A 20212-nucleotide genomic window follows, 5' to 3' on the forward strand; every position below is an offset into this window, starting at 1 on the left:
GATATATTGATATTGAACAGAAAATAACGATTGATAAGTTAAAATGTCATAGATAAATCAGAATGGATATCATATTATGGTGTACAAGTGTACGCTGGTTTACGTTGTGATGAGCAACTAGTACTACCAGTTCAACGGCTATTTCGAGTATAATAGCGCAAAATTTTATAATTATAGATGGTTAGTTAAATGAAACGTGTCGTAATAACAGGCTTAGGTATTGTCTCAAGTATTGGTAATAATGCTGATGAAGTATTAGCCTCATTAAAAGCTGGTAAGTCAGGTATCACTCATTCTGAAAGTTTTGCGGAGCAAGGCTTGAGAAGTAATGTTTGGGGTAAGCCAACTGTAGAGATTAAAGATCACATTGACCGTAAAGCTGTTCGTTTTATGGGTGATGCGGCAGGTTATGCCTACATTGCTATGGACCAAGCAGTTAAAGATGCCAAGCTAACTGAAGAGCAAATCTCAAATGTTCGTACTGGTATTGTTGCTGGCTCAGGCGGCGCGTCATCAGAGAATATTGTTGCTTCAACAGATACATTACGTAGCCGTGGTATTCGTCGTGTTGGCCCTTATGCCGTACCTAAAACTATGGGTAGTACAGTATCAGCTTGTTTAGCTACGCCATTTAAAATTAAAGGCGTTAACTATTCAATTAGCTCTGCTTGTGCAACGAGTGCTCACTGTATTGGTAACGCTATGGAGCTTATCCAATTAGGCAAACAAGATATCGTTTTTGCTGGTGGTGGTGAAGAAGTTCATTGGTCACTTGCTATGATGTTTGATGGCATGGGCGCATTATCAGCGGGTCGTAATGATACACCTGAACTAGCATCACGTACTTATGATGCTGACCGTGACGGTTTTGTTATTTCTGGCGGCGGCGGTATGGTTGTTGTTGAAGAACTTGAACATGCCCTTGCTCGTGGTGCACACATTTACGCTGAGCTTGTTGGCTATGGCGCTACTTCTGATGGTTATGACATGGTAGCACCAAGTGGTGAAGGCGCGGTTCGTTGTATGCAACAAGCAATGCAAGGTGTTGAAGGTAAAATTGATTACTTAAATACCCACGGTACTTCTACTCCGGTAGGCGATGTTAAAGAATTAGGCGCAATTCAAGAATTATTTGGTGATGATTCACCAGCAATTAGCGCGACCAAAGCAATGACAGGTCATGCACTTGGCGCGGCTGGTGTTCACGAAGCTATTTACTCAATTTTAATGATGGAACACAGCTTTGTTGCGCCATCAATTAACATTGAAAATTTAGATGAAAAAGCACAAGGCTTAGATATTGTTACTGAAAAACGTGATGTTGAATTAGATCTTATTATGTCTAACAGCTTCGGTTTTGGTGGTACTAATGCCACCTTAGTAATGAAGAAGTATAAATAAGCTTGTTTAAATAATTTATATTGTTGCCGCTAAGCTGCTTACTTAGATTTATTTTCTAGGTAAAAAACAACATAAAAATAAAAGAAAGCCACGTTAAATATAATTTAACGTGGCTTTTTTGTTGGTAAAGTCACTAAAACTTTAGCTTGGTACTTGGCTACCTCTAGCGTTTAATCAATAAATTCGCGTATAATTGGGCTCTTTAATGCCTCAAGCCAGTTAGTTAAAATCAATGAAAATATATTTTGATGAAAATATGCATTTTGCCGAAGAGTTTTTTAGTGAGCTTTGTCACCTTCATTTTGCTACTCGAGACGGTAATAGTGGCGGTATTGATACCGTAGAGCAGGGCGAGTTAGTGCCGTTTTCTGGCCGCACATTAACAGCAGAGCAAGTTGCCGATGCTGATGTGTTACTGGTACGCTCAATTACTCAGGTTAATGAGCAGTTACTGCACCTTAACTGTAAACTCGCCTTTGTTGGTAGTGCTACTATCGGTACAGATCATATTGATAAAGACTACTTAGCTAAACGAAATATCTCCTTTCATTCAGCACCAGGTTGTAATGCTGTTTCAGTGGCTGAATATGTTTTGAGTGCATTAGTGGTTTTAGCTGAACGCTATTTACTTGATTTATCGTCATTAACCGTCGGTATTGTCGGTGGTGGTAATACCGGTACTCGTTTAAGTGAAAAACTAACGGCATTGGGTATTGGGCATAAAATATGCGACCCACTGCTTGCTGAAAAACAGGCCCAAGAGCAGGTTAACAAACAAGCGCAAGACATTAGCGAAACTGAAGTAGATAAACGCAGTTATGTATCACTGCAGGAAGTATTAGCCTGTGATGTGATTTCCTTGCATGTGCCTAAGGTGGTTGGTGGTGAACACCCAACATACCAATTATTAAATAAAGATAATTTAGCACGGCTGCGCGACGGGCAAATATTGATCAGTGCTTGTCGTGGTGATGTTATAGATAACCACGCTTTATTGGCGCTTAAAAAGGCAGGGCATGGCTTAAAAGTTGTGCTTGATGTTTGGCAAGGAGAGCCCGATGTTCTTACTGCACTGATTCCTTTTACCGAAATAGCCACAGCACACATTGCGGGTTATAGCTTAGAAGGAAAAGCTCGTGGTAGTGAAATGCTCTATCAGGCATTATGTCAACAGCTTCACGTTGAGCCGAAATATCAGCTAGCAAATTTTTTACCGTCAGCAAGTATCCCAATAATTGAAATTAATCAAGAATTTAGTCAAATACTACTAAACCAGCTTGTTAAAATGGTTTACGATGTTAGGCGAGACGATGCAATATTTCGTCAACAGTTATCAATACAAGGTTTTGACAGTTTACGTAAAAATTACCCCGTTCGCAGGGAGTTTTCCGCGGTTACTGTTAACTTGTCATCCAATACCGAAAGTGATGTGCCACATCGCTTAGGTTTTAGTAAAACGTCCAACTAGAGAGAGAATCATGGCACAGAAATTTGATGTATGTATACTTGGCGCAACAGGATTAGTTGGCAAAACCATTATGGAAATCTTAGAAGAAAGAGATTTCCCAATTAATAAACTTTATCCATTAGCAAGTGCTCGCTCTGCTGGTGAGATCATTGAGTTTAATGGCAAAAGTATTGAAGTGCTTGATGCTGAACATTTTGATTGGAGCCAAGCGCAAATTGGTTTCTTTTCAGCGGGTGGTGATATTTCTGCCAAATTCGCACCAATAGCAGGTGAAGCAGGTTGTATCGTTATCGATAATACTTCAGAGTTCCGTTATGACGCAGATATCCCTCTGATAGTGCCGGAAGTCAACCCAGAAGCGTTAGTTGATTACCGCAATCGCAACATCATTGCTAACCCAAATTGTTCAACCATTCAAATGATGGTGGCGTTAAAGCCTATCTATGATGCCGTTGGTATTAGCCGAGTCAATGTTTGCACTTATCAGTCAGTTTCTGGTGGTGGTAAAGAGGCTATGGATGAATTGGCCAAACAAACTGCAGCCTTATTAAGTGGCAAGCCAGTAGAAAGTAAAAACTTTTCTCGTCAAATCGCTTTTAATGTAATTCCACAAATCGATGTCTTCTTAGAAAACGGTTACACCAAAGAAGAAATGAAGATGGTTTGGGAAACTAAGAAGATATTAGGTGATGAAAATATATTAGTTAACCCAACCGCAGTACGTGTACCGGTATTTTTTGGTCATGGCGAAGCTTTACACATTGAAACTAACTCACCTATTTCAGCCGATGAAGTTAAAGACTTATTAGAGCAAGCTCCTGGTGTCGTGCTTTGTCGTAATGATGAAGACTTTCCAACCCAAATTGGTGATGCTAGTGGTAAAGATGATACTTATGTTGGCCGGATTCGTGAAGATATCAGTCACAATTGCGGCATTAATATGTGGGTTGTTGCCGATAATGTTCGCAAAGGGGCGGCAACTAATAGTATCCAGATCGCTGAATTATTGGTAAAAGATTATTTAAGCTAGTGACCTAAGTTACTTAACTATATTAATTAAGTAACTTTAAGTGATATAAAGCTAAGAAAGATAAACAAAACTCGTCGAGCACTATAGTGCACGGCGAGTTTTTTTCGTTTAATAGCTCTATTAGCTCTCGATAAATAACTTATTACTCAGGCAAGCGCTGCTTATCCAGAGTACAAGTTAGTTAAGGCCTCTAGCTAATTATTTACAACGCTAGCGCATAGAGGATTTTGTTTACGGAACAGTTACAAAAATAGAAGACTTATTGAGTGAATTTGCTATTATCTTGTTAGTTAATGATTTTTTGGAATAAAGATTGCATTTTATCTTTGAGATAAGCTTTATCTGATAAAGGTGGAGTAAAGCGGTATTTTTTTGGCGCCAAAATATATTGATTAGCGCTCGTAACATAAAATAGTTAAATTAGCTTAATTAGGAATCCTGATGCAAAAATTATTACGCCTGTGCCTATGGCAGGCGATTATTATTGGCATACTCACTGCTCATTTCCCAGTTAGTGCAGAAGAAGAGCGCGGCATTCGCATGCGCGGGCCTAAAAGTAGTGATGTTTTTCCTTATGACCGTTATGGCCCCATCACCTCAAAAGATACTTTGTGGAATATTGCCACTAGAGTGAAACCTGATACTCGCTTGAGTGTTTACCAGGTAATGCAGGCGCTATATCAAGAAAACCCACAAGCGTTTGTTGATAGTAATATCAACCACTTAATTGAAGGACAATATTTAAAAATCCCATCGTTTAATAACATGATGGCGGTTAATACTGCAAGTGCGAAAAAGAAATCAGCCCGAGACAGTAAAACTTGGCAAAAAGCTCAACCGAAAGTAACTAAAAAGGCGGTAATCACCGAGCCTAGTGTCAATAAAAAAGATTTAGATACGGTAAAAACTCAAATCAACGAGCAATTGACAAAAATTGATAATGAACAGCAAAAGCGTTTAGAAACTATTCAAAATGACGTCTTAGACTCAATTGATGGCCTGCAAGCTATATTAAAAGAAAATGATCATTTACGTCAGCAACTAACCTCTTTTAATGACAAGCTTGGTGTTATGCAAAATGAGGTAGCTAAAGGCAAAGAAATTAAGTTGCAAATGGACGATATGATCAGGTTACAGCAAGCCTTATTAGCAAAAGCGGAAGCTCGAGAAAAAGAACTGCTACTCGAAAAACAACTTGCCGAGCTAGCTGAGCAAGACATTACCTCAAGCTTGTGGTTTAAGATTGTTATGGGCACATTGCCAGCGTTATTAATTCTCGGTTTATTGGGTTTTTTGTTTAAACGTAGGCAACAAGTCTCAGATGAAGCATTTTTTAGTGAGTTAGATAAGAAGAAAAAAACACCTGCTCCTAAGAAAGAAGTCGCTGCGGAAGAACTATCACTTGATAATGAATTGTCATTAGACGATGAGTTGAGCTTGGATGACGAGCTGGATTTAAGTGATGACTTATCATTGGATGATGAATTATCTCTCGATGATGAGTTAAATTTAGATGATGATCTTTCAATAGATCTCATTGAAAATGATGATGAAAAGTTACTCGATGACGAGGTTATTCATTTAGATGACGATGATAGTCTAGATGATCTCGACGATCTTGAAGATATACTACTAGATGATGACAACGATATTCTTGAAGGCGGCGAGCTAGGTCAAGATGATTTAGACTCCCTGTTATCCGGATTAGATGATGACGCTCCTGCCTCTGATAAGCCTTCAGCCGATGATGAAAAAAATGATCAGGAAGACGAGCTTGAAGGCGGAGAATTAAGCCAAGACGACTTAGATGACCTGCTTGGCGGTTTAGACGATCTTGATGATGACGACTTAGATGTTGAAGGTCCTAGCGAAGAAAAAGCCGAAGAACCAGTCGATGTAACTGACCCAGATGATATTGATGCTTTGCTTGCCTCAGCTGCTGCTCCTGTTGCTGAAGAGCCTGTCGAAGAAAAAGCCGAAGAACCAGTTGATGTAACTGACCCTGATGATATCGATGCTTTACTTGCCTCAGCTTCTGAACAGGGAAGTGATCAGACAAGTGATGCACCTGCCGAAGAAAAGGTTGAAGAGCCAGTTGAAGACGTTGATGTCACAGATCCCGATGATATTGATGCGCTGCTAGCCTCTATGTCAGATAACGCTCCTACGCCGAAGCAAGCAGATGTGACAGAGCCAGAGAATCAAGCAAAATCTGATATGGCAGTGGCTGAGCAAGACATTGAGGATAAGGCAATGGCACAAGATAGTGAATTAAGTGCCGAAGAGTTACAAATCCAAAAGGAAATCGCAGAAAATGAAGCTAAAATTGCCGAGTTTACTGCCGAATATGTCACACCATTTCTCACTGCAGATTTTAGCGATATTCTCGCGAAACAAAATGAAGCGGAGTTAGCTACTGAAGAGCCCGCGAGTAATGACAGCGCTGAAGTCGATGATGAACTAGATATTGATGCCCTCATTGCTGATACACAAAGTGAAGATGAAGTTGTTGAAAATGAGCAAGCAGCCACGCAAGAAGATATTGGTGATAGCTTAACGGATTATGTAGCAGATGAAGTATCTAATGAACAAAGTGATGAATCACTTACTGAGTCAGCATTAACTCAATTACTGGCAGAAGAAGCGCTAGATGAAACGGCTGAGCAATCAGATGAACAAACAGAAGTAAGCCCTTTTAAAGGTATTGAATTAGCGCCTGATTTTTCTGATGAAGAGGTTTTAGCTGATTTATTGGCCGAGACGGCTGAATTGGAGGAAGAAGAGAGCATTGAAAACGCTGATGCTCTAGACATAATTGAAGAGTTAGATAATGTCGATTTTGATGAACTGCTGGCTAATATTGAAGAGGAGTCGGCTCCAAGTACATCAACTGATGATGAAGTTGAATTAATCCTTGATGATATTGGTGACGACCTCACAGAAAAAAGTCTTGGCGAAGATAGTCTGCCAAGCGTAAAAGCAACAGAGGCAACACCAGACTATGTATCAGTCGATGATCTGCTCTCTGACACTTTCGATGAGGTTGGTACAGCAGAGCCTTACGAAAAAACCAATATTGATGTTGGCCTAGGACAGTTTGCTGAAAATGACAGTGGTATTGATGTTGATAAAGATGGCTCAATGTCGAGTAAATTAGATTTAGCAAAAATGTATATAGAAATGAGTGATGAAGAAAATGCTCAAGTAATCTTACAAGAAGTCATGGTAAAGGGTGATGCAAGTCAGCAAGTTGAGGCACAAGCATTATTAGATTCACTGTAAGGCGCTAAATTCCCATAGCAGAAAGTTAAGTATAAAATAGCCTAACTGGGTAAAATAAAGGATAATGTGCAGCGAAAATATCCTCCTTATTAGAAAGGCAAGTTTACATGCGTTACGCGTTAGGCATTGAGTATGATGGTAAAAATTATTGTGGCTGGCAACGACAAAATAACGCTATCACAGTACAAGAAAAAGTAGAGAAAGCATTATCAATAATCGCTGATGAGCCGATAGCGGTTGTTTGTGCGGGGCGTACAGATACCGGCGTGAATGCGACTAATCAAGTGATTCATTTTGATACTTTAAAAAAGCGTAAAGATGTTGCTTGGACTTTAGGCGTTAACACTCACTTACCTGCTGATATTGCTGTTGCATGGGTAAAACAAGTTGATGAAGAATTTCATGCACGTTTTAGTGCCACCGCGAGAAACTACCGGTATATCATTTATAATAAACCGCTACGTTCAGCGATATTAAGTCATGGCATCAGCCATTGTCACTATGCCTTAGATGAAAACCTTATGCAGCAAGGCGCCGATTACCTTCTTGGTCAGCATGATTTTACCTCTTTTCGTACCGTACATTGTCAGTCTCATTCTGCGGTTCGCACGATAAAACATTGTCGGGTAACTCGACAGGGTGATTACCTTATTGTTGATATCAAGGCGAATGCTTTTTTACATCATATGGTAAGAAATATTGTTGGTAGTTTAATGCGGGTTGGACAATCACAAGAAACAACCGTTTGGATGCAAGAAGTTTTGTTGGCTAAAAATCGTTGTGTCGCTGGAGTTACTGCGCCACCAGAAGGTTTATACTTTGTTGATGTTGATTATCCAGAAACCTTCAATTTACCTAAAAGCCGTTTGGGACCATTGTTTTTATAGACAAAAAAGTTTATGAACTCACAGTTTCTTACTAAGCAGACCAGTTTTTTCTATATTCTATGGGGTATAGTATGGTCTAATGTTCGGTTTATAATTCGTATAACTTTAAACTAGAGTTTGGTGGGGTATTTCCATCAATAAACCGACAGATATTTCGTTGCAACAGGCAAAAATAAAATTATGAGCTGGATAGAAAGAATTCTCCCGAAAGCAAAAACGACACAAAAAAGTAATATTCCAGAGGGTGTATGGAGTAAATGTTCTTCATGTAATGCCGTGCTTTATAAAGCTGAATTAGAGCGTCAAATCTCAGTATGCCCTAAATGTGATCACCATATGCGTATCAGTGCACGTAAACGTATTGATAGCTTTCTTGACAAAGATAACCGCATGGAATTAGGTGAAGAGTTTGAAGCTCAAGATATCTTAAAGTTTAAAGACTCTAAGCGATATAAAGACCGTTTAACTGCCGCTAGAAAAAATACCGGTGAGAAAGATGCGCTGATTGTCATGAAAGGTGAGCTATATGGTATGCCTGTTGTTGCAGCTGCATTCGAATTTGGATTTTTAGGCGGCTCAATGGCTTCTGTAGTAGGTGCTCGCTTTGTTAAAGGTGTTGAGTACTGTTTAGAGCATAATGTACCATTTGTCTGTTTTTCTGCCAGTGGCGGAGCCCGTATGCAAGAAGCGCTGTTCTCTTTAATGCAAATGGCAAAAACCAGTGCCGCTTTAGCGAAAATGAGTGAGAAAGGCCTTCCTTACGTGTCAGTATTAACTGACCCTACAATGGGCGGTGTATCAGCAAGTTTGGCTATGCTAGGTGACATTAATGTTGCTGAGCCTAAAGCACTTATTGGTTTTGCCGGTCCACGTGTTATTGAGCAAACCGTTAGGGAGAAGTTACCTGAAGGTTTCCAACGTAGTGAGTTTTTATTAGAAAGAGGCGCAATTGATATGATTATTGATCGCCGTGAAATGAAAACAACTATAGCTAGAATGCTAGGTAAGTTTATGGGCCAGGTTAGCGTAGTTGCTAAAGCAAAATAAGCCAATAGTAATTATTGTCTATTTAACTCAAATCAGTTGTTGATAGCATAAATGTTAAAATCAAATTCAAGCCACTATCAAGATTTCACCAATCTTGAACAGTGGCTTTATTATTTAGAAAACCTACACAGTATTGAGATAGACCTTGGTTTAGCTCGGATTGGCAAAGTTGCCCAGCGTTTAGCCATTGACTTAAGCTTTGCTAAGGTTATTACCGTTGCAGGCACAAATGGTAAAGGTACCACCTGTGCTTTTATCGAAAATGCCTTACTTAAGGCCAAAAATCATGGCTCGCAAGATGGCGTTGCTGTTTATTCCTCTCCCCATATTGAGCGCTTTAATGAGCGCCTGCGGATAAATAAGCAAGATATTGCCGAACAGCCGTTAATGCATGCTTTTAAAAAAATTGAAGCTGTCCGTGCTGAGATTTCTCTTAGTTACTATGAATATACAACATTAGCCGCATTGCTGGTTTTAATGGACGCTAAGCCACGCTATATCATACTTGAAGTAGGTCTAGGTGGTCGCTTAGATGCAACAAACCTTATTGATGCCGATATCGCTGTGATCACGACCATAGATCTCGATCACCAAAATTTTCTAGGAAATGATAGAGAAAGCATTGGCTTTGAAAAAGCCGGTATCATGCGACAAGAGCAAGACATTGTTATTGGTGATACCAGTGTGCCTAAGTCAGTGCTAGCCCATGCCCATTCGTTACAGGCCATTCATGGTGAAAGATTATTCTTACGCGAACACGAGTTTGTGGTTAAAAGTGAAAAGTCCCCTTCTCATAGCCAATTGCAGTGGCAGTGGCAATCCAAGCAAACCCAGCTAACCCAGCTAAAAACACCTTTTATCCCCCAAGATAACGTGGCGACCGCGTTAATGGTGTTAGAGAAACTCGATATTGCTCTTAGCTCTGAGTTTGTCAATAAAATTATTTCGATAACAAAAGTCCCTGGGCGAACAGAGTTAATACATCAAGCAAACCATTGTGATGTTATTCTAGATGTTGGTCATAATCCGCAAGCGACTCGATACTTAGCGGATCACCTTAAACGTTTAAAAGAGCAAGCTAGCTATGAAAATGTTTATGCTGTAGTGGCTATGCTGGCAGATAAAGACATCAGCGCCTGTTTGTTATCACTCAAAGATGATGTTGATTATTGGTATGCAGGTGCACTTGATGTGCCAAGGGCTGCCAGCAAAGAAACCATGCAGAAGAAGTTGGCAATGTTCACTAATGCGACTAATTGTTTTGACAATGTCGACCAGGCATTTAAAATGGCGAACATGCAGGCAAGTTCGTCTGACTTGATTCTTGTTTTTGGCTCATTTTTTACCGTTGCTCAAATCAGATCTCAGCTAATTACCTGTTAGTTAAGCCATATTATATTTGCCATTTTAGCTTAGACGTATTAACTTTGCGGTATTCATTTTGACTAAAATTTTTTCCGAATAGTTTAAGTTGTATTAATTAGGAGTGTCTCTTGTCTACACCGTTTCAAAATCGTCTGGTCGGTACTATTATTGTTGCCGCCGTGGTTATCATTTTCCTACCTGATGTACTTGATGGCGAAAAACAGTCACACCAAGCAGATTTTGAAGCTATTCCAAAGGCAGAAGTGTTTACGGGGAAATTAACTAATAAACCCTTTCCAGAAGATAAATTAGTAAGACAAAAACCTATAACTATTTCTAATGAAAAAGCCATCGATGAGTTTGTTAGTGCTCAGTCGATTGAAGAGTCGACGAAACCGACAAGTAAAGTCAAAGATAAAGTAACCGTTACTAAATCAATAGCTAAATCTGTAACTAAGCCTGTAGCTAAACCGCCAGTAAAATCAAAGAGTCAGTTAAATAAAACATTACCAGAAAAAGCTATCGCCAAAGAGGCTTGGGTGATTCATTTAGGTAGCTTTAAAAATAAAGATAATGTTGCTCAGTTATTAAAAAAATTAAAGGCTAAAGGTTATATCGCTTTTACCAAACCAATCCAAACCAAGCAGGGTACATTAACTAAAGTCATTATCGGACCAGAGTTGATAAAGTCCGCCATGGTTAAAAAGCTACCCGCTCTGCACAAGCTTACCGGTATCCAAGGAAAAGTAGCGTATTTTAAACCAAGTAAATAACAGACATTTTATAAAATGTTAGGCATTAATTGGCTAATTCTGGTAGAATGCGCGCCTCTAATTTAGAGAAACTCAACGAGACACTCAAGTTATGGTTTGGATAGATTACGCCATTTTGGCCATTATAGGCATATCAACACTAGTTAGTTTGATACGGGGCTTTGTAAAAGAAGCAGTATCTTTAGTGATTTGGATCAGTGCCTTTTTCATCGCCAGTACTTTTTATGCCAACCTCGCTAATCTGTTAACCAACATTTCTGATCAATTCCTGCGTAATGCTGCAGCCGTTGCCATTCTCTTCATAACAACCTTAGTACTTGGTGCTTTAGTTAATTACCTTATTGGGCAACTGGTCAGTAAAACCGGCCTTTCAGGCACGGACCGTATATTAGGCCTAGTTTTTGGCGCACTTCGTGGCGTACTTATTATCAGTGCACTGTTATTTTTTGTTGATGCTTTTACCGGTGCGGCCACAACACAGTGGTGGCAAAGCTCACAATTAATCCCTGAATTTACCTTAGTGGTCGAGTGGTTTTTTGAGTACCTTAAAGGTTCATCAAGTTTTTTAACTTAGTTGTTGCTCGTAATGGCTAAGCTCATGCGGAGTCACTCCGTATACTGTAATTTATAGGGTATTATTTCAATATTCTATAACTCAATATTTATATGATGGTTCACATCATGCTAAGCACAATGTTTAGCCCATATAAATATTGTAATTAATTTTTTTGTGGAGAAAAATTTATGTGTGGCATTGTTGGTATAGTCGGTAAAACCTCAGTTAGTCAGTTGTTATATGACGGATTAACTGTACTTCAGCATCGTGGTCAAGATGCGGCAGGTATTGTAACTATTCATAATAATAAGTTCAGACTTCGTAAAGGCAATGGCTTAGTAAAAGATGTTTTTCATACCCGCCATATGCATCGTTTACAAGGTAATATAGGTATTGGTCATATTCGTTATCCGACCGCAGGCACTTCAAGCTCTTCAGAAGCACAACCTTTTTATGCAAACTCTCCTTTTGGAATATCATTAGCGCATAATGGTAACTTAACCAATGCTGAAGAATTAAGAACTTGGTTATTTAATGATGCTCGTCGCCACGTTAATACTACTTCAGACTCTGAGGTTTTATTAAACATCTTTGCCCATGAATTACAGCAAAGTGAAAATATTTCACTTACCCCCGATGATGTCTTTACTGCAGTAGCTAAGCTTCATAAACGAGTTCGTGGCGCCTATGCTACGGTCGCTTTAATTGTTGGCCATGGTATGGTTGCTTTTCGGGACCCGAATGGCATTCGACCTTTAGTTTTTGGTAAACGAGAAACTGAGTTGGGCGTTGAGTATATGGTTGCCTCTGAGTCAGTTGCTCTGGATGCTTGCTCTTTTGATTTTGTTCGTGATGTTGCCCCGGGTGAAACAATTTTCTTTGCTGAAAATGGCCAAATCCACAGCCAGCAATGTGCTGAAAACCCAGTTTATAGCCCATGTATTTTTGAGTTTGTTTATTTTGCTCGTCCTGACTCCACCATGGATAAAATGTCTGTCTATGCATCACGAGTGGAAATGGGCACTAAGCTTGGTGAGAAAATTGCAGACGAATGGCAAGATCTTGATATAGATGTTGTTATTCCTATCCCTGAAACGTCTTGCGATATAGCGCTACAAATAGCTCATCATCTTGACTTACCATACCGTCAAGGTTTTGTTAAAAACCGTTATATTGGCCGTACCTTTATTATGCCTGGTCAAGAACAACGTAAAAAATCTGTTCGTCAAAAATTAAATGCTATTACCACTGAATTTAAAGGAAAAAATGTTCTACTGGTAGATGATTCTATTGTTCGCGGCACGACTTCAGAGCAAATAGTTGAAATGGCACGCGCTGCTGGAGCCAAGAAAGTTTACTTTGCTTCTGCTGCGCCTGAAGTTAGATTTCCAAATGTTTATGGTATAGATATGCCAAGTGCTAATGAACTCATTGCTCATGGTCGTGAATTAGACGATATTTGTAATTTAATTGGTGCAGATAAGCTGATTTATCAATCTATTGGTGATTTGATTGCTGCTGTTGGCGCTGGTAACCCAGAAATAAAATCTTTTGATACTTCAGTGTTTGATGGTAATTACGTGACCAATGATATTGATCAGGCCTATTTAGAGCGGTTAGATGCGTTACGCAATAATACCAGTAAAGAAACATCAGATAAAAATGCTGACTCGATCATTGATATGCATAATGAAGGTGCAGAGTAGCTTTTACTCTTGTAACGGTTAAAAATCAGCTGCTTTAACAATATGCAGTAAAAAAAGCCTTATCCCTGCAATAGAGATAAGGCTTTTTTAATGTTGGTCTTAAGTAGTTTTGTCTAGTTTAAAACTATCTCCGTAATCTAAGAGACGAATTCAGGACCAAATCCCATGGTCCACATCATTGCGGTAAGCCCCATTAAGGCAACCAATAAGACTAAACCGCAAGTTACCACTGAGCTTGAGTAGATAAAGCCTTTTTCTTCCGGAATATTCATCATGATTGGAACGCCTGAATATAATAAATAGATTGAATAGACTACAGCTGCAAGGCCGGCTAGGGCGACAAACCATAGTACCGGGAATAAAGTGGTAATACCTACCATAAGTAATGGTGTTGCGGTATATGCAGCAAGTTCAAGTGCTTGAACATAATCTGGTTTTGAGTCAAAAGTTTTCGCCATCCACTGGATTAAATAAGCTAAGGCAAAAACGCCAGAAATTAAAGCAAAATACATGCTCACTGCCATTATTTTAGCGCTTTCTACGCTTATTTTTATCGGGTCGCCAACGCCAATTGTCCAGCCAATGTAAGCCGCAGCATAAAAGCTGCATATCGCTGGAATCAAAGCTATGGTTAAAATATGCATCAAGCTATAACTTAAGCTTTCGTGGCGCTTTTCAATAACATGCCATTCTTCTTTAGGGTGAGTGTATAAGCCCCATATGTGGTTCAGTATCATAATCATTCCTCTCGCACGTAAGTATTCGGAAAGTACTTTTTAGTCAAAATAAACAACAACAAATAATTAAGCCATCAGTACTCTTATTATTACTTCTTTATTTATGAAAGATATAAGATGATTCGTCAAGTGTTGCTGTAAAAATAAACAATAAAGCTCTATAGGAAGAGCTTTTAATACTTTTTTGCGATAACGAAAATAATTTGATTTGAGTGAGTGCTAACTGATTTTTATACGTACAATTGACATTACTTCTATATCAAATCCGGCGACAACCTCAGTTTCAGGGTAATAAGTTAAATTGACTCTTTGTCCTTGCAAGCTTTTATAAAGCTTTTTACGTTTGTATTTAAAGGGCACATCTATATTATCTAATATCAGTGTATTGACTATCCAATCATCACACTCTCGCTGCACATGGGAGCTTACTTTCATATGTTCGCTATGCACCAACTTATCGTGTTTTTTAATAAGTTTCTGAGCGGAATTTTTATTGCTAAGCGTTTTTTTTATTATAGAAGGCATAAATTTGATCTATGTAAGCTAAAAAACAGATTTTGCTAGTATCTCAAGAAATAGACTTTTAAAATAGGGGACTGGCATAAATGAGCTGCCTAGCTATATAGAGCTGAGAGAACAGATGACTGAAGTAGAGCAACTATTAACACCGATATTAAAATTTTTATCATGCGAAACACCTGATGCTTGGATAGATGAAGCGAAGAAAAAAGAAAATTTACCGATCATTCTGCGAGATCATCTTGCCTGTGAGCTTAAAGCCGGGCAAACCGCTATGTTTCTCATTCGAAAATATGCTATTGATAAAGCCAGTCATAAGATCTTACTGGCATGGTTTGAACCTTATGAAGACTTTTTATATCGAAAGCGAGGTGATTTAGCATCACTTGCCAAGAGAAATAAGCTATCTAAGGGTCTTTTACCCAAAATTAGTAGCTCTCAAGGTAAGCCAGCTTATAGCCAAGATCTTATTGATAAAATGCTACTGTTAATTAGAGAAGAGTTGCATCATTTTTATCAAGTATTAGAGATTATGGTTAAACGGGATATTCCTTTTGATGGTCTTACTGCCGGACGTTACGCCAAAGGTATGCTCAAACATGTGACAACTTATGAGCCAAATGCGTTAATTGATAAATTGATTATTGGTGCTTACATTGAGGCACGTTCGTGTGAACGTTTCGCGAAATTAGCGCCGCATTTAGATGATGAGTTGAATAAGTTTTATGTGTCTTTATTACGCTCAGAAGCACGTCATTATCAAGACTATTTAGCTTTAGCAGCACAAGTTGCCGGTGAAGGGATAGATATTAGCGAGCGTATTGCTTATTTTGCTAAGGTAGAAGCTGAACTTATTTCTAGCCCAGATGAAGACTTTAAATTTCACTCTGGCACGCCAGTTTAAGTTATTGGTAACGCTTTAGCGGTTTTCGCTTTAACTACATATTGATTGAGAGAGTTAAAGCGATAAGATAATAGTACTTCTGGGAAGGGTTACTAAACTAAAGGGTGATTGAGCAATTCAATAGATTCAGGTGTGACTTTTAGCCAAGCACCTTGTTCGTACCAATCACCTAATACTATGCGTTGAGCATTTTCACCATTAGCCATTATTTCATGTACTGCCGGTCTGTGTGTATGACCATGAATTAACAATTGGCTTTGGTATTGCTCAAGGCATGTAACCACTTCACTTTCGGTGACATCCATAATTTCTTGCGATTTCACTGCCGTAGCAGCAGCACTTTGTTTTCTATAATTTGCCGCCATTTTTTTACGGATAAATAATGGCAGACTTTTAACGGCTGTTTGCCACCACCAAGACCGGGATTTTGTTCTAAACACTTGGTAGTTTATGTCTCGCGTACATAAGGTGTCGCCATGCATAATGACCACAGTTTGACCATAAAGCTCGATAGTATCGATTTCAGGCAGTAGCTGCATTTTTGCTTTTTTAGCGTAAGACTTACCGAGCAGAAAATCTCTATTACCGTGTATAAAATAAATTTTTGTGCCTATTTGACTTAGCTTAGTTAGCGCATCGGCAATGGTTTTAAGGTAAGGGCTATCATCATCATCGCCAACCCAAGCTTCAAATAAGTCGCCAAGGATATATAGCTTTTCGGCCTCAATGGCATCATCTTTTAGAAAGCGTAAAAAACAGGCCGTTATATCTGGCCTGTTTTCGCATAAATGCAAATCAGCAATAAAATACGTTATTGCTGATTTAGTTTTGTTAATCATTGTTTGCGGCTAAACTTATTCAACAATTGCTGATTCAATCAAAATGTCATCTTTTGGTACGTCGCCGTGACCATGATAAGTGCCTGTTTCAACTAAAGCCATTTTATCGACGATATCCATGCCTTCGACAACTTCACCAAATACACAGTAACCCCAGCCTTGTACATTTTCAGCGGTGAAATCTAAAAAGTCATTATCTGATAAATTGATAAAAAACTGTGCTGATGCTGAATGTGGCTCTTGAGTACGTGCCATAGCTAAAGTACCACGTTTATTACTTACACCGTTATTTGCTTCATTTTTGATACTAGCGCGAGATTCTTTTTCTTCTAAACCAGGAGCGAAACCGCCACCTTGTGCCATAAAACCTTTAATTACACGGTGAAAAATCGTGCCATTGTAGTGACCTTCTTCAACATATTGTTGGAAGTTTTTTGCTGAAACAGGTGCGTTATCGAAGTCTAATTCAATTTTAATATCGCCAAGGCTTGTTTTTAATATGATCATAATTGTCTCTTGTTTAGTTCTGATGAATTGTTCTGATAAATTAATTGCCGTAATTGTACGCTAACTTGCTATAAAGTGCATTAGTCTTGGTGATCCTTTAGATTTGTTCAGGTACAATCTACAACCTAATCAAATAAAAATACTCAGTAGGAGTCATAAAATATCATGTTGCAGATTTACAACACTTTAAGTCGTCAAAAAGAAACCTTTACACCAATTAATCCAGGTAAAGTAGGCTTATATGTTTGTGGCTGCACAGTTTATGACTTATGCCATATTGGTCATGGTCGCACCTATATTAGCTTTGACAATATTGCCCGTTACTTAAGGTTTTCTGGTTATGAGGTTAATTATGTACGCAACATCACCGATGTTGAAGATAAGATAATTAACCGTGCTAAAGAAAATAATGAAACACCAGAGGAATTAACTGAGCGCACCATTGCCGCAATGCATCAAGACTTTGATGCATTGAATATGGTACGACCTGATTTGGAGCCAAGAGTAACCACGCATATGGATGAAATCATTACTATGATTGAAACCTTAGTGGCTAAGAAATATGCTTATGTTGCCGGTGCTAACGCTCAAAGTAGCGGGCAGGGTGATGTTTTATTTGATGTTTCTAGTTATGCTGATTACGGTAAACTTAGTGGCCAGAACCTTGAGCAATTACAATCAGGTTCACGTGTAGAAATTGATAAGAATAAAAATAACCCACTTGATTTTGTTTTATGGAAATCGGCTAAACCCGGTGAGCCTAGTTGGTCATCTCCTTGGGGAGAAGGTCGTCCTGGTTGGCATATTGAATGTTCGGCGATGAACGCGAAAGAGCTTGGTCATCATTTTGATATTCATGGCGGCGGCTCTGATTTAACTTTCCCCCATCATGAAAATGAAATTGCACAAAGTTGTTGTGCCCTTGATACACCTTACGTAAATTATTGGATGCACACAGGTATGGTGCAGGTCGATCAAGAAAAAATGTCTAAGTCATTAGGTAATTTTTTCACTATACGTGATGTATTAACTCAATATGATGCCGAAACGGTACGCTTTTTCTTAACGACAGGGCATTATCGCAGTCAATTAAATTATTCCACCGATAACTTAACGCAAGCGAGATCGTCAGTAGAGCGAATTTACACTTCGCTACGTGATGTAAATATCCCAAGTAATCATGTGTTAGATAAAGATTTAAGTTTTGTTAAGCAATTTTGCCAAGCAATGGATGATGACTTTAACACCCCACAAGCATTAGCTGTGTTTTTTGAAATATCGAAAGAGTTAAATGTTGCTAAAGCCGCCAATAATGAAGCCTTAGCTGGCGAATTGGCGGCAACATTAGTTGCCCTTGGTGATATTGTTGGTTTATTACAGCTTGATCCTGCCGCTTTCTTGCAAGGTGACAATGATAATGACGAAGTGGCTGAAATTGAGGCACTTATTGTCCAACGCAACCAAGCACGGATTGATAAAGATTGGGCACTTGCAGATGACGCTCGTGACAAACTTAATGCGATGAATATTGTGTTAGAAGATAGCGCCGGTAAAACAACATGGCGTAAAGCTTAAAAGAACTTTAGTGTTGATACATACTGCACTAAGCTACGAATATTATGCATTAAGTAATTATTAAGTAACAAAAAGGGTGAACACTTTAAGGTGTTCACCCTTTTTTATCTCTAAGCTTAAGCATAACTCTAACCTTAACTTTAAGTATTAGTGAGTACGCTTTATTTGTTAGGCTTTAGAGCGAGTTATTATTGAGACGCTTGCTCACAAGCAAGCAAGGTATTCTCAATTAAGCTAGCCACTGTCATTGGGCCAACGCCGCCTGGTACTGGTGTGATAAATGAAGCTTTTTCTTTAGCAACATCAAATTCAACATCACCCACTAATTTACCGTTATCTAGGCGGTTAATACCTACATCTATCACTATCGCGCCTTCTTTAATCCATTCACCAGGGATAAAGCCGGGTTTGCCAACGGCTACCACAATAAGGTCTGCGTTTCGTACTTTACCTTCTAAGTCTTTGGTAAAGCGATGCGCTGTTGTTACCGTGCACTTGGCTAGTAAAAGCTCTAAGCCCATAGGTCGACCGACAATGTTTGAGGCGCCAACAACAAGTGCATCTAGACCTCTAGGGTCGATACCAGTAGATTCAATTAAGCTGATGATGCCTTTTGGTGTGCAGGGTCTTAGGCCAGGTTGTCTTAATACTAACTTGCCGACATTGGAAGGGTGAAAACCGTCAACATCTTTAAGTGGATTGATGTGCTCGATAATTAAATCAGCATTTAATGTTGCAGGTAAGGGAAGTTGCACTAAAATTCCATCAATAGAATCATCGTTATTTAATTCACTTACTAAGGCTAATAATTCTTGCTCTGACGTTGTTATAGGTAAATCATAAGAGCGGGAAACAAAACCAACTTCTTCACAGGCTTTGCGTTTACTACCAACATAAACCTGTGACGCAGCATCACAACCAACAAGAATCACGGCTAAACCAGGTGCTCTTAGGCCTTTACTAATACGTAAGCTAACTTTTTCTTTAACTGAATCTCTAAGTTGTTTGGCAATTACTTTGCCATCGATCAATGATGCTGTCATAACTCTACTATTAGCCTTGGTTTAAGTAATAAAAAAACACGGTTATTTTGCCACAAACTACAGCCGTATTGTAGGTTTACTTTACTTAACATTACCTCAAGATAAGTAGCGTTACATAAATGAGTTAATTTCTATTGGCATTGTCAGTATTGTATACAATAGTCAGGTATTATATAGATCAGAGCGTATTTGTGAAATTAAGAATGAGTAAAGGTGACATATTTATTTACTAGACAATACTGAGTCATTACACAGGCAACTTAATTAAATATCAAACTAGGCGTAAGGAAGAGGTACCTCCAGTGTTTCCCTACTAATAATAACATTAACAATATTGGCTTAAGTTAACTTATAAGCTAAATGTTTTTTATATGAAGTGGAAATGATGTTAGTTGAAAATCAGGTCAAATAAGCGAGTAAATCACAGTTGCTAGCTGAACAATTCAACGACTTGTGTTAAAAACGACCGAACGGCATTTTTTTTATAAAAAAGGTTTGACTGAGGCTAAGCAACTCGGTAATATCCGCATCCGTTGAAACGAGGTGATTTATTACTTGTTGAAACAGCATAAA

Annotated in this window: 17 protein-coding genes; 12 read left to right on the forward strand and 5 right to left on the reverse strand. The window is 38.8% G+C overall.

Annotated elements, in window-relative coordinates; translation table 11 throughout:
- Positions 1 to 189: 189 nt before the first annotated feature.
- From fabB to purF, 10 genes are all read left to right on the forward strand, one after another.
- Positions 190 to 1401: a beta-ketoacyl-ACP synthase I gene (gene fabB, locus HRT55_RS00410; protein WP_291617981.1), complete on the forward strand. Its 1212-nt coding sequence runs from the start codon at positions 190 to 192 to the stop codon at positions 1399 to 1401.
- Positions 1402 to 1633: 232 nt separating this feature from the next.
- Positions 1634 to 2869 carry a 4-phosphoerythronate dehydrogenase gene (locus HRT55_RS00415; protein WP_291617983.1) on the forward strand — a complete coding sequence of 412 codons (1236 nt, stop codon included), beginning with the start codon at positions 1634 to 1636 and terminating at the stop codon, positions 2867 to 2869.
- A 10-nt stretch (positions 2870 to 2879) separates the two neighbouring features.
- A complete protein-coding gene (locus HRT55_RS00420) occupies positions 2880 to 3899 on the forward strand; it encodes an aspartate-semialdehyde dehydrogenase (RefSeq protein WP_291617986.1) in 1020 nt (339 codons plus the stop codon).
- A gap of 441 nt (positions 3900 to 4340) precedes the next feature.
- A complete protein-coding gene (locus tag HRT55_RS00425; protein WP_291617988.1) occupies positions 4341 to 7181 on the forward strand; it encodes a FimV/HubP family polar landmark protein in 2841 nt (946 codons plus the stop codon).
- A gap of 107 nt (positions 7182 to 7288) precedes the next feature.
- The gene (truA, locus tag HRT55_RS00430; RefSeq protein ID WP_291610216.1) at positions 7289 to 8068 is read left to right on the forward strand and encodes a tRNA pseudouridine(38-40) synthase TruA; all 780 of its coding nucleotides are present in this window, start codon (positions 7289 to 7291) and stop codon (positions 8066 to 8068) included.
- 180 nt (positions 8069 to 8248) lie between these two features.
- Positions 8249 to 9115 (forward strand): acetyl-CoA carboxylase, carboxyltransferase subunit beta, encoded by an 867-nt coding sequence (gene accD / locus HRT55_RS00435; RefSeq protein ID WP_291617990.1) that lies wholly within the window; start codon positions 8249 to 8251, stop codon positions 9113 to 9115.
- 51 nt (positions 9116 to 9166) lie between these two features.
- The gene (gene folC, locus HRT55_RS00440; RefSeq protein WP_291617992.1) at positions 9167 to 10498 is read left to right on the forward strand and encodes a bifunctional tetrahydrofolate synthase/dihydrofolate synthase; all 1332 of its coding nucleotides are present in this window, start codon (positions 9167 to 9169) and stop codon (positions 10496 to 10498) included.
- A gap of 110 nt (positions 10499 to 10608) precedes the next feature.
- Entirely contained in the window at positions 10609 to 11253 is a 645-nt protein-coding gene (locus HRT55_RS00445) for an SPOR domain-containing protein (RefSeq protein ID WP_291617993.1), read from the forward strand.
- A gap of 91 nt (positions 11254 to 11344) precedes the next feature.
- A complete protein-coding gene (locus tag HRT55_RS00450; RefSeq protein ID WP_291610224.1) occupies positions 11345 to 11827 on the forward strand; it encodes a CvpA family protein in 483 nt (160 codons plus the stop codon).
- Between the two features lie 170 nt (positions 11828 to 11997).
- On the forward strand, positions 11998 to 13515 hold the full coding sequence (purF, locus tag HRT55_RS00455; RefSeq protein WP_291610226.1) for an amidophosphoribosyltransferase: 1518 nt from the start codon (positions 11998 to 12000) through the stop codon (positions 13513 to 13515).
- A gap of 137 nt (positions 13516 to 13652) precedes the next feature.
- On the opposite strand, the gene HRT55_RS00460 is transcribed toward purF, so the two are convergent.
- A complete protein-coding gene (locus tag HRT55_RS00460) occupies positions 13653 to 14252 on the reverse strand; it encodes a Yip1 family protein (RefSeq protein WP_291617995.1) in 600 nt (199 codons plus the stop codon).
- 219 nt (positions 14253 to 14471) lie between these two features.
- The gene (locus HRT55_RS00465; RefSeq protein WP_291617998.1) at positions 14472 to 14777 is read right to left on the reverse strand and encodes a hypothetical protein; all 306 of its coding nucleotides are present in this window, start codon (positions 14775 to 14777) and stop codon (positions 14472 to 14474) included.
- Positions 14778 to 14892: 115 nt separating this feature from the next.
- Here HRT55_RS00465 and HRT55_RS00470 point away from each other — a divergent pair, with 115 nt between their 5' ends.
- Entirely contained in the window at positions 14893 to 15675 is a 783-nt protein-coding gene (locus tag HRT55_RS00470) for a tRNA isopentenyl-2-thiomethyl-A-37 hydroxylase MiaE (protein ID WP_291618000.1), read from the forward strand.
- A 92-nt stretch (positions 15676 to 15767) separates the two neighbouring features.
- Here HRT55_RS00470 and HRT55_RS00475 read toward each other — a convergent pair whose 3' ends face one another.
- Together HRT55_RS00475 and HRT55_RS00480 are read right to left on the reverse strand one after the other, a co-directional pair.
- Positions 15768 to 16514: a UDP-2,3-diacylglucosamine diphosphatase gene (locus HRT55_RS00475; RefSeq protein WP_291618002.1), complete on the reverse strand. Its 747-nt coding sequence runs from the start codon at positions 16512 to 16514 to the stop codon at positions 15768 to 15770.
- A 15-nt stretch (positions 16515 to 16529) separates the two neighbouring features.
- Positions 16530 to 17021, reverse strand: coding sequence for a peptidylprolyl isomerase (locus HRT55_RS00480; RefSeq protein ID WP_291610236.1), 492 nt, complete (start codon positions 17019 to 17021; stop codon positions 16530 to 16532).
- 165 nt (positions 17022 to 17186) lie between these two features.
- Here HRT55_RS00480 and cysS point away from each other — a divergent pair, with 165 nt between their 5' ends.
- Positions 17187 to 18596 carry a cysteine--tRNA ligase gene (gene cysS, locus HRT55_RS00485; RefSeq protein WP_291618004.1) on the forward strand — a complete coding sequence of 470 codons (1410 nt, stop codon included), beginning with the start codon at positions 17187 to 17189 and terminating at the stop codon, positions 18594 to 18596.
- A gap of 188 nt (positions 18597 to 18784) precedes the next feature.
- Here cysS and folD read toward each other — a convergent pair whose 3' ends face one another.
- Positions 18785 to 19639: a bifunctional methylenetetrahydrofolate dehydrogenase/methenyltetrahydrofolate cyclohydrolase FolD gene (gene folD, locus HRT55_RS00490; protein ID WP_291618006.1), complete on the reverse strand. Its 855-nt coding sequence runs from the start codon at positions 19637 to 19639 to the stop codon at positions 18785 to 18787.
- Positions 19640 to 20212 lie beyond the last annotated feature (573 nt).

Origin of the sequence: Colwellia sp. (assembly GCF_013214175.1) — a bacterium.
Classification (GTDB): domain Bacteria; phylum Pseudomonadota; class Gammaproteobacteria; order Enterobacterales; family Alteromonadaceae; genus Colwellia.

Coding starts and splice junctions, on each gene's coding strand:
- HRT55_RS00450 (WP_291610224.1), top strand. CDS start 11,345: ATGGTTTGGATAGATTACGCCATTTTGGCCATTATAGGCATATCAACA.
- cysS (WP_291618004.1), top strand. CDS start 17,187: ATGTTGCAGATTTACAACACTTTAAGTCGTCAAAAAGAAACCTTTACA.
- HRT55_RS00480 (WP_291610236.1), bottom strand. CDS start 17,021: ATGATCATATTAAAAACAAGCCTTGGCGATATTAAAATTGAATTAGAC.
- HRT55_RS00470 (WP_291618000.1), top strand. CDS start 14,893: ATGACTGAAGTAGAGCAACTATTAACACCGATATTAAAATTTTTATCA.
- HRT55_RS00465 (WP_291617998.1), bottom strand. CDS start 14,777: ATGCCTTCTATAATAAAAAAAACGCTTAGCAATAAAAATTCCGCTCAG.
- HRT55_RS00425 (WP_291617988.1), top strand. CDS start 4,341: ATGCAAAAATTATTACGCCTGTGCCTATGGCAGGCGATTATTATTGGC.
- HRT55_RS00420 (WP_291617986.1), top strand. CDS start 2,880: ATGGCACAGAAATTTGATGTATGTATACTTGGCGCAACAGGATTAGTT.
- HRT55_RS00475 (WP_291618002.1), bottom strand. CDS start 16,514: ATGATTAACAAAACTAAATCAGCAATAACGTATTTTATTGCTGATTTG.
- HRT55_RS00460 (WP_291617995.1), bottom strand. CDS start 14,252: ATGATACTGAACCACATATGGGGCTTATACACTCACCCTAAAGAAGAA.
- folD (WP_291618006.1), bottom strand. CDS start 19,639: ATGACAGCATCATTGATCGATGGCAAAGTAATTGCCAAACAACTTAGA.
- HRT55_RS00415 (WP_291617983.1), top strand. CDS start 1,634: ATGAAAATATATTTTGATGAAAATATGCATTTTGCCGAAGAGTTTTTT.
- folC (WP_291617992.1), top strand. CDS start 9,167: ATGTTAAAATCAAATTCAAGCCACTATCAAGATTTCACCAATCTTGAA.
- accD (WP_291617990.1), top strand. CDS start 8,249: ATGAGCTGGATAGAAAGAATTCTCCCGAAAGCAAAAACGACACAAAAA.
- purF (WP_291610226.1), top strand. CDS start 11,998: ATGTGTGGCATTGTTGGTATAGTCGGTAAAACCTCAGTTAGTCAGTTG.
- fabB (WP_291617981.1), top strand. CDS start 190: ATGAAACGTGTCGTAATAACAGGCTTAGGTATTGTCTCAAGTATTGGT.
- truA (WP_291610216.1), top strand. CDS start 7,289: ATGCGTTACGCGTTAGGCATTGAGTATGATGGTAAAAATTATTGTGGC.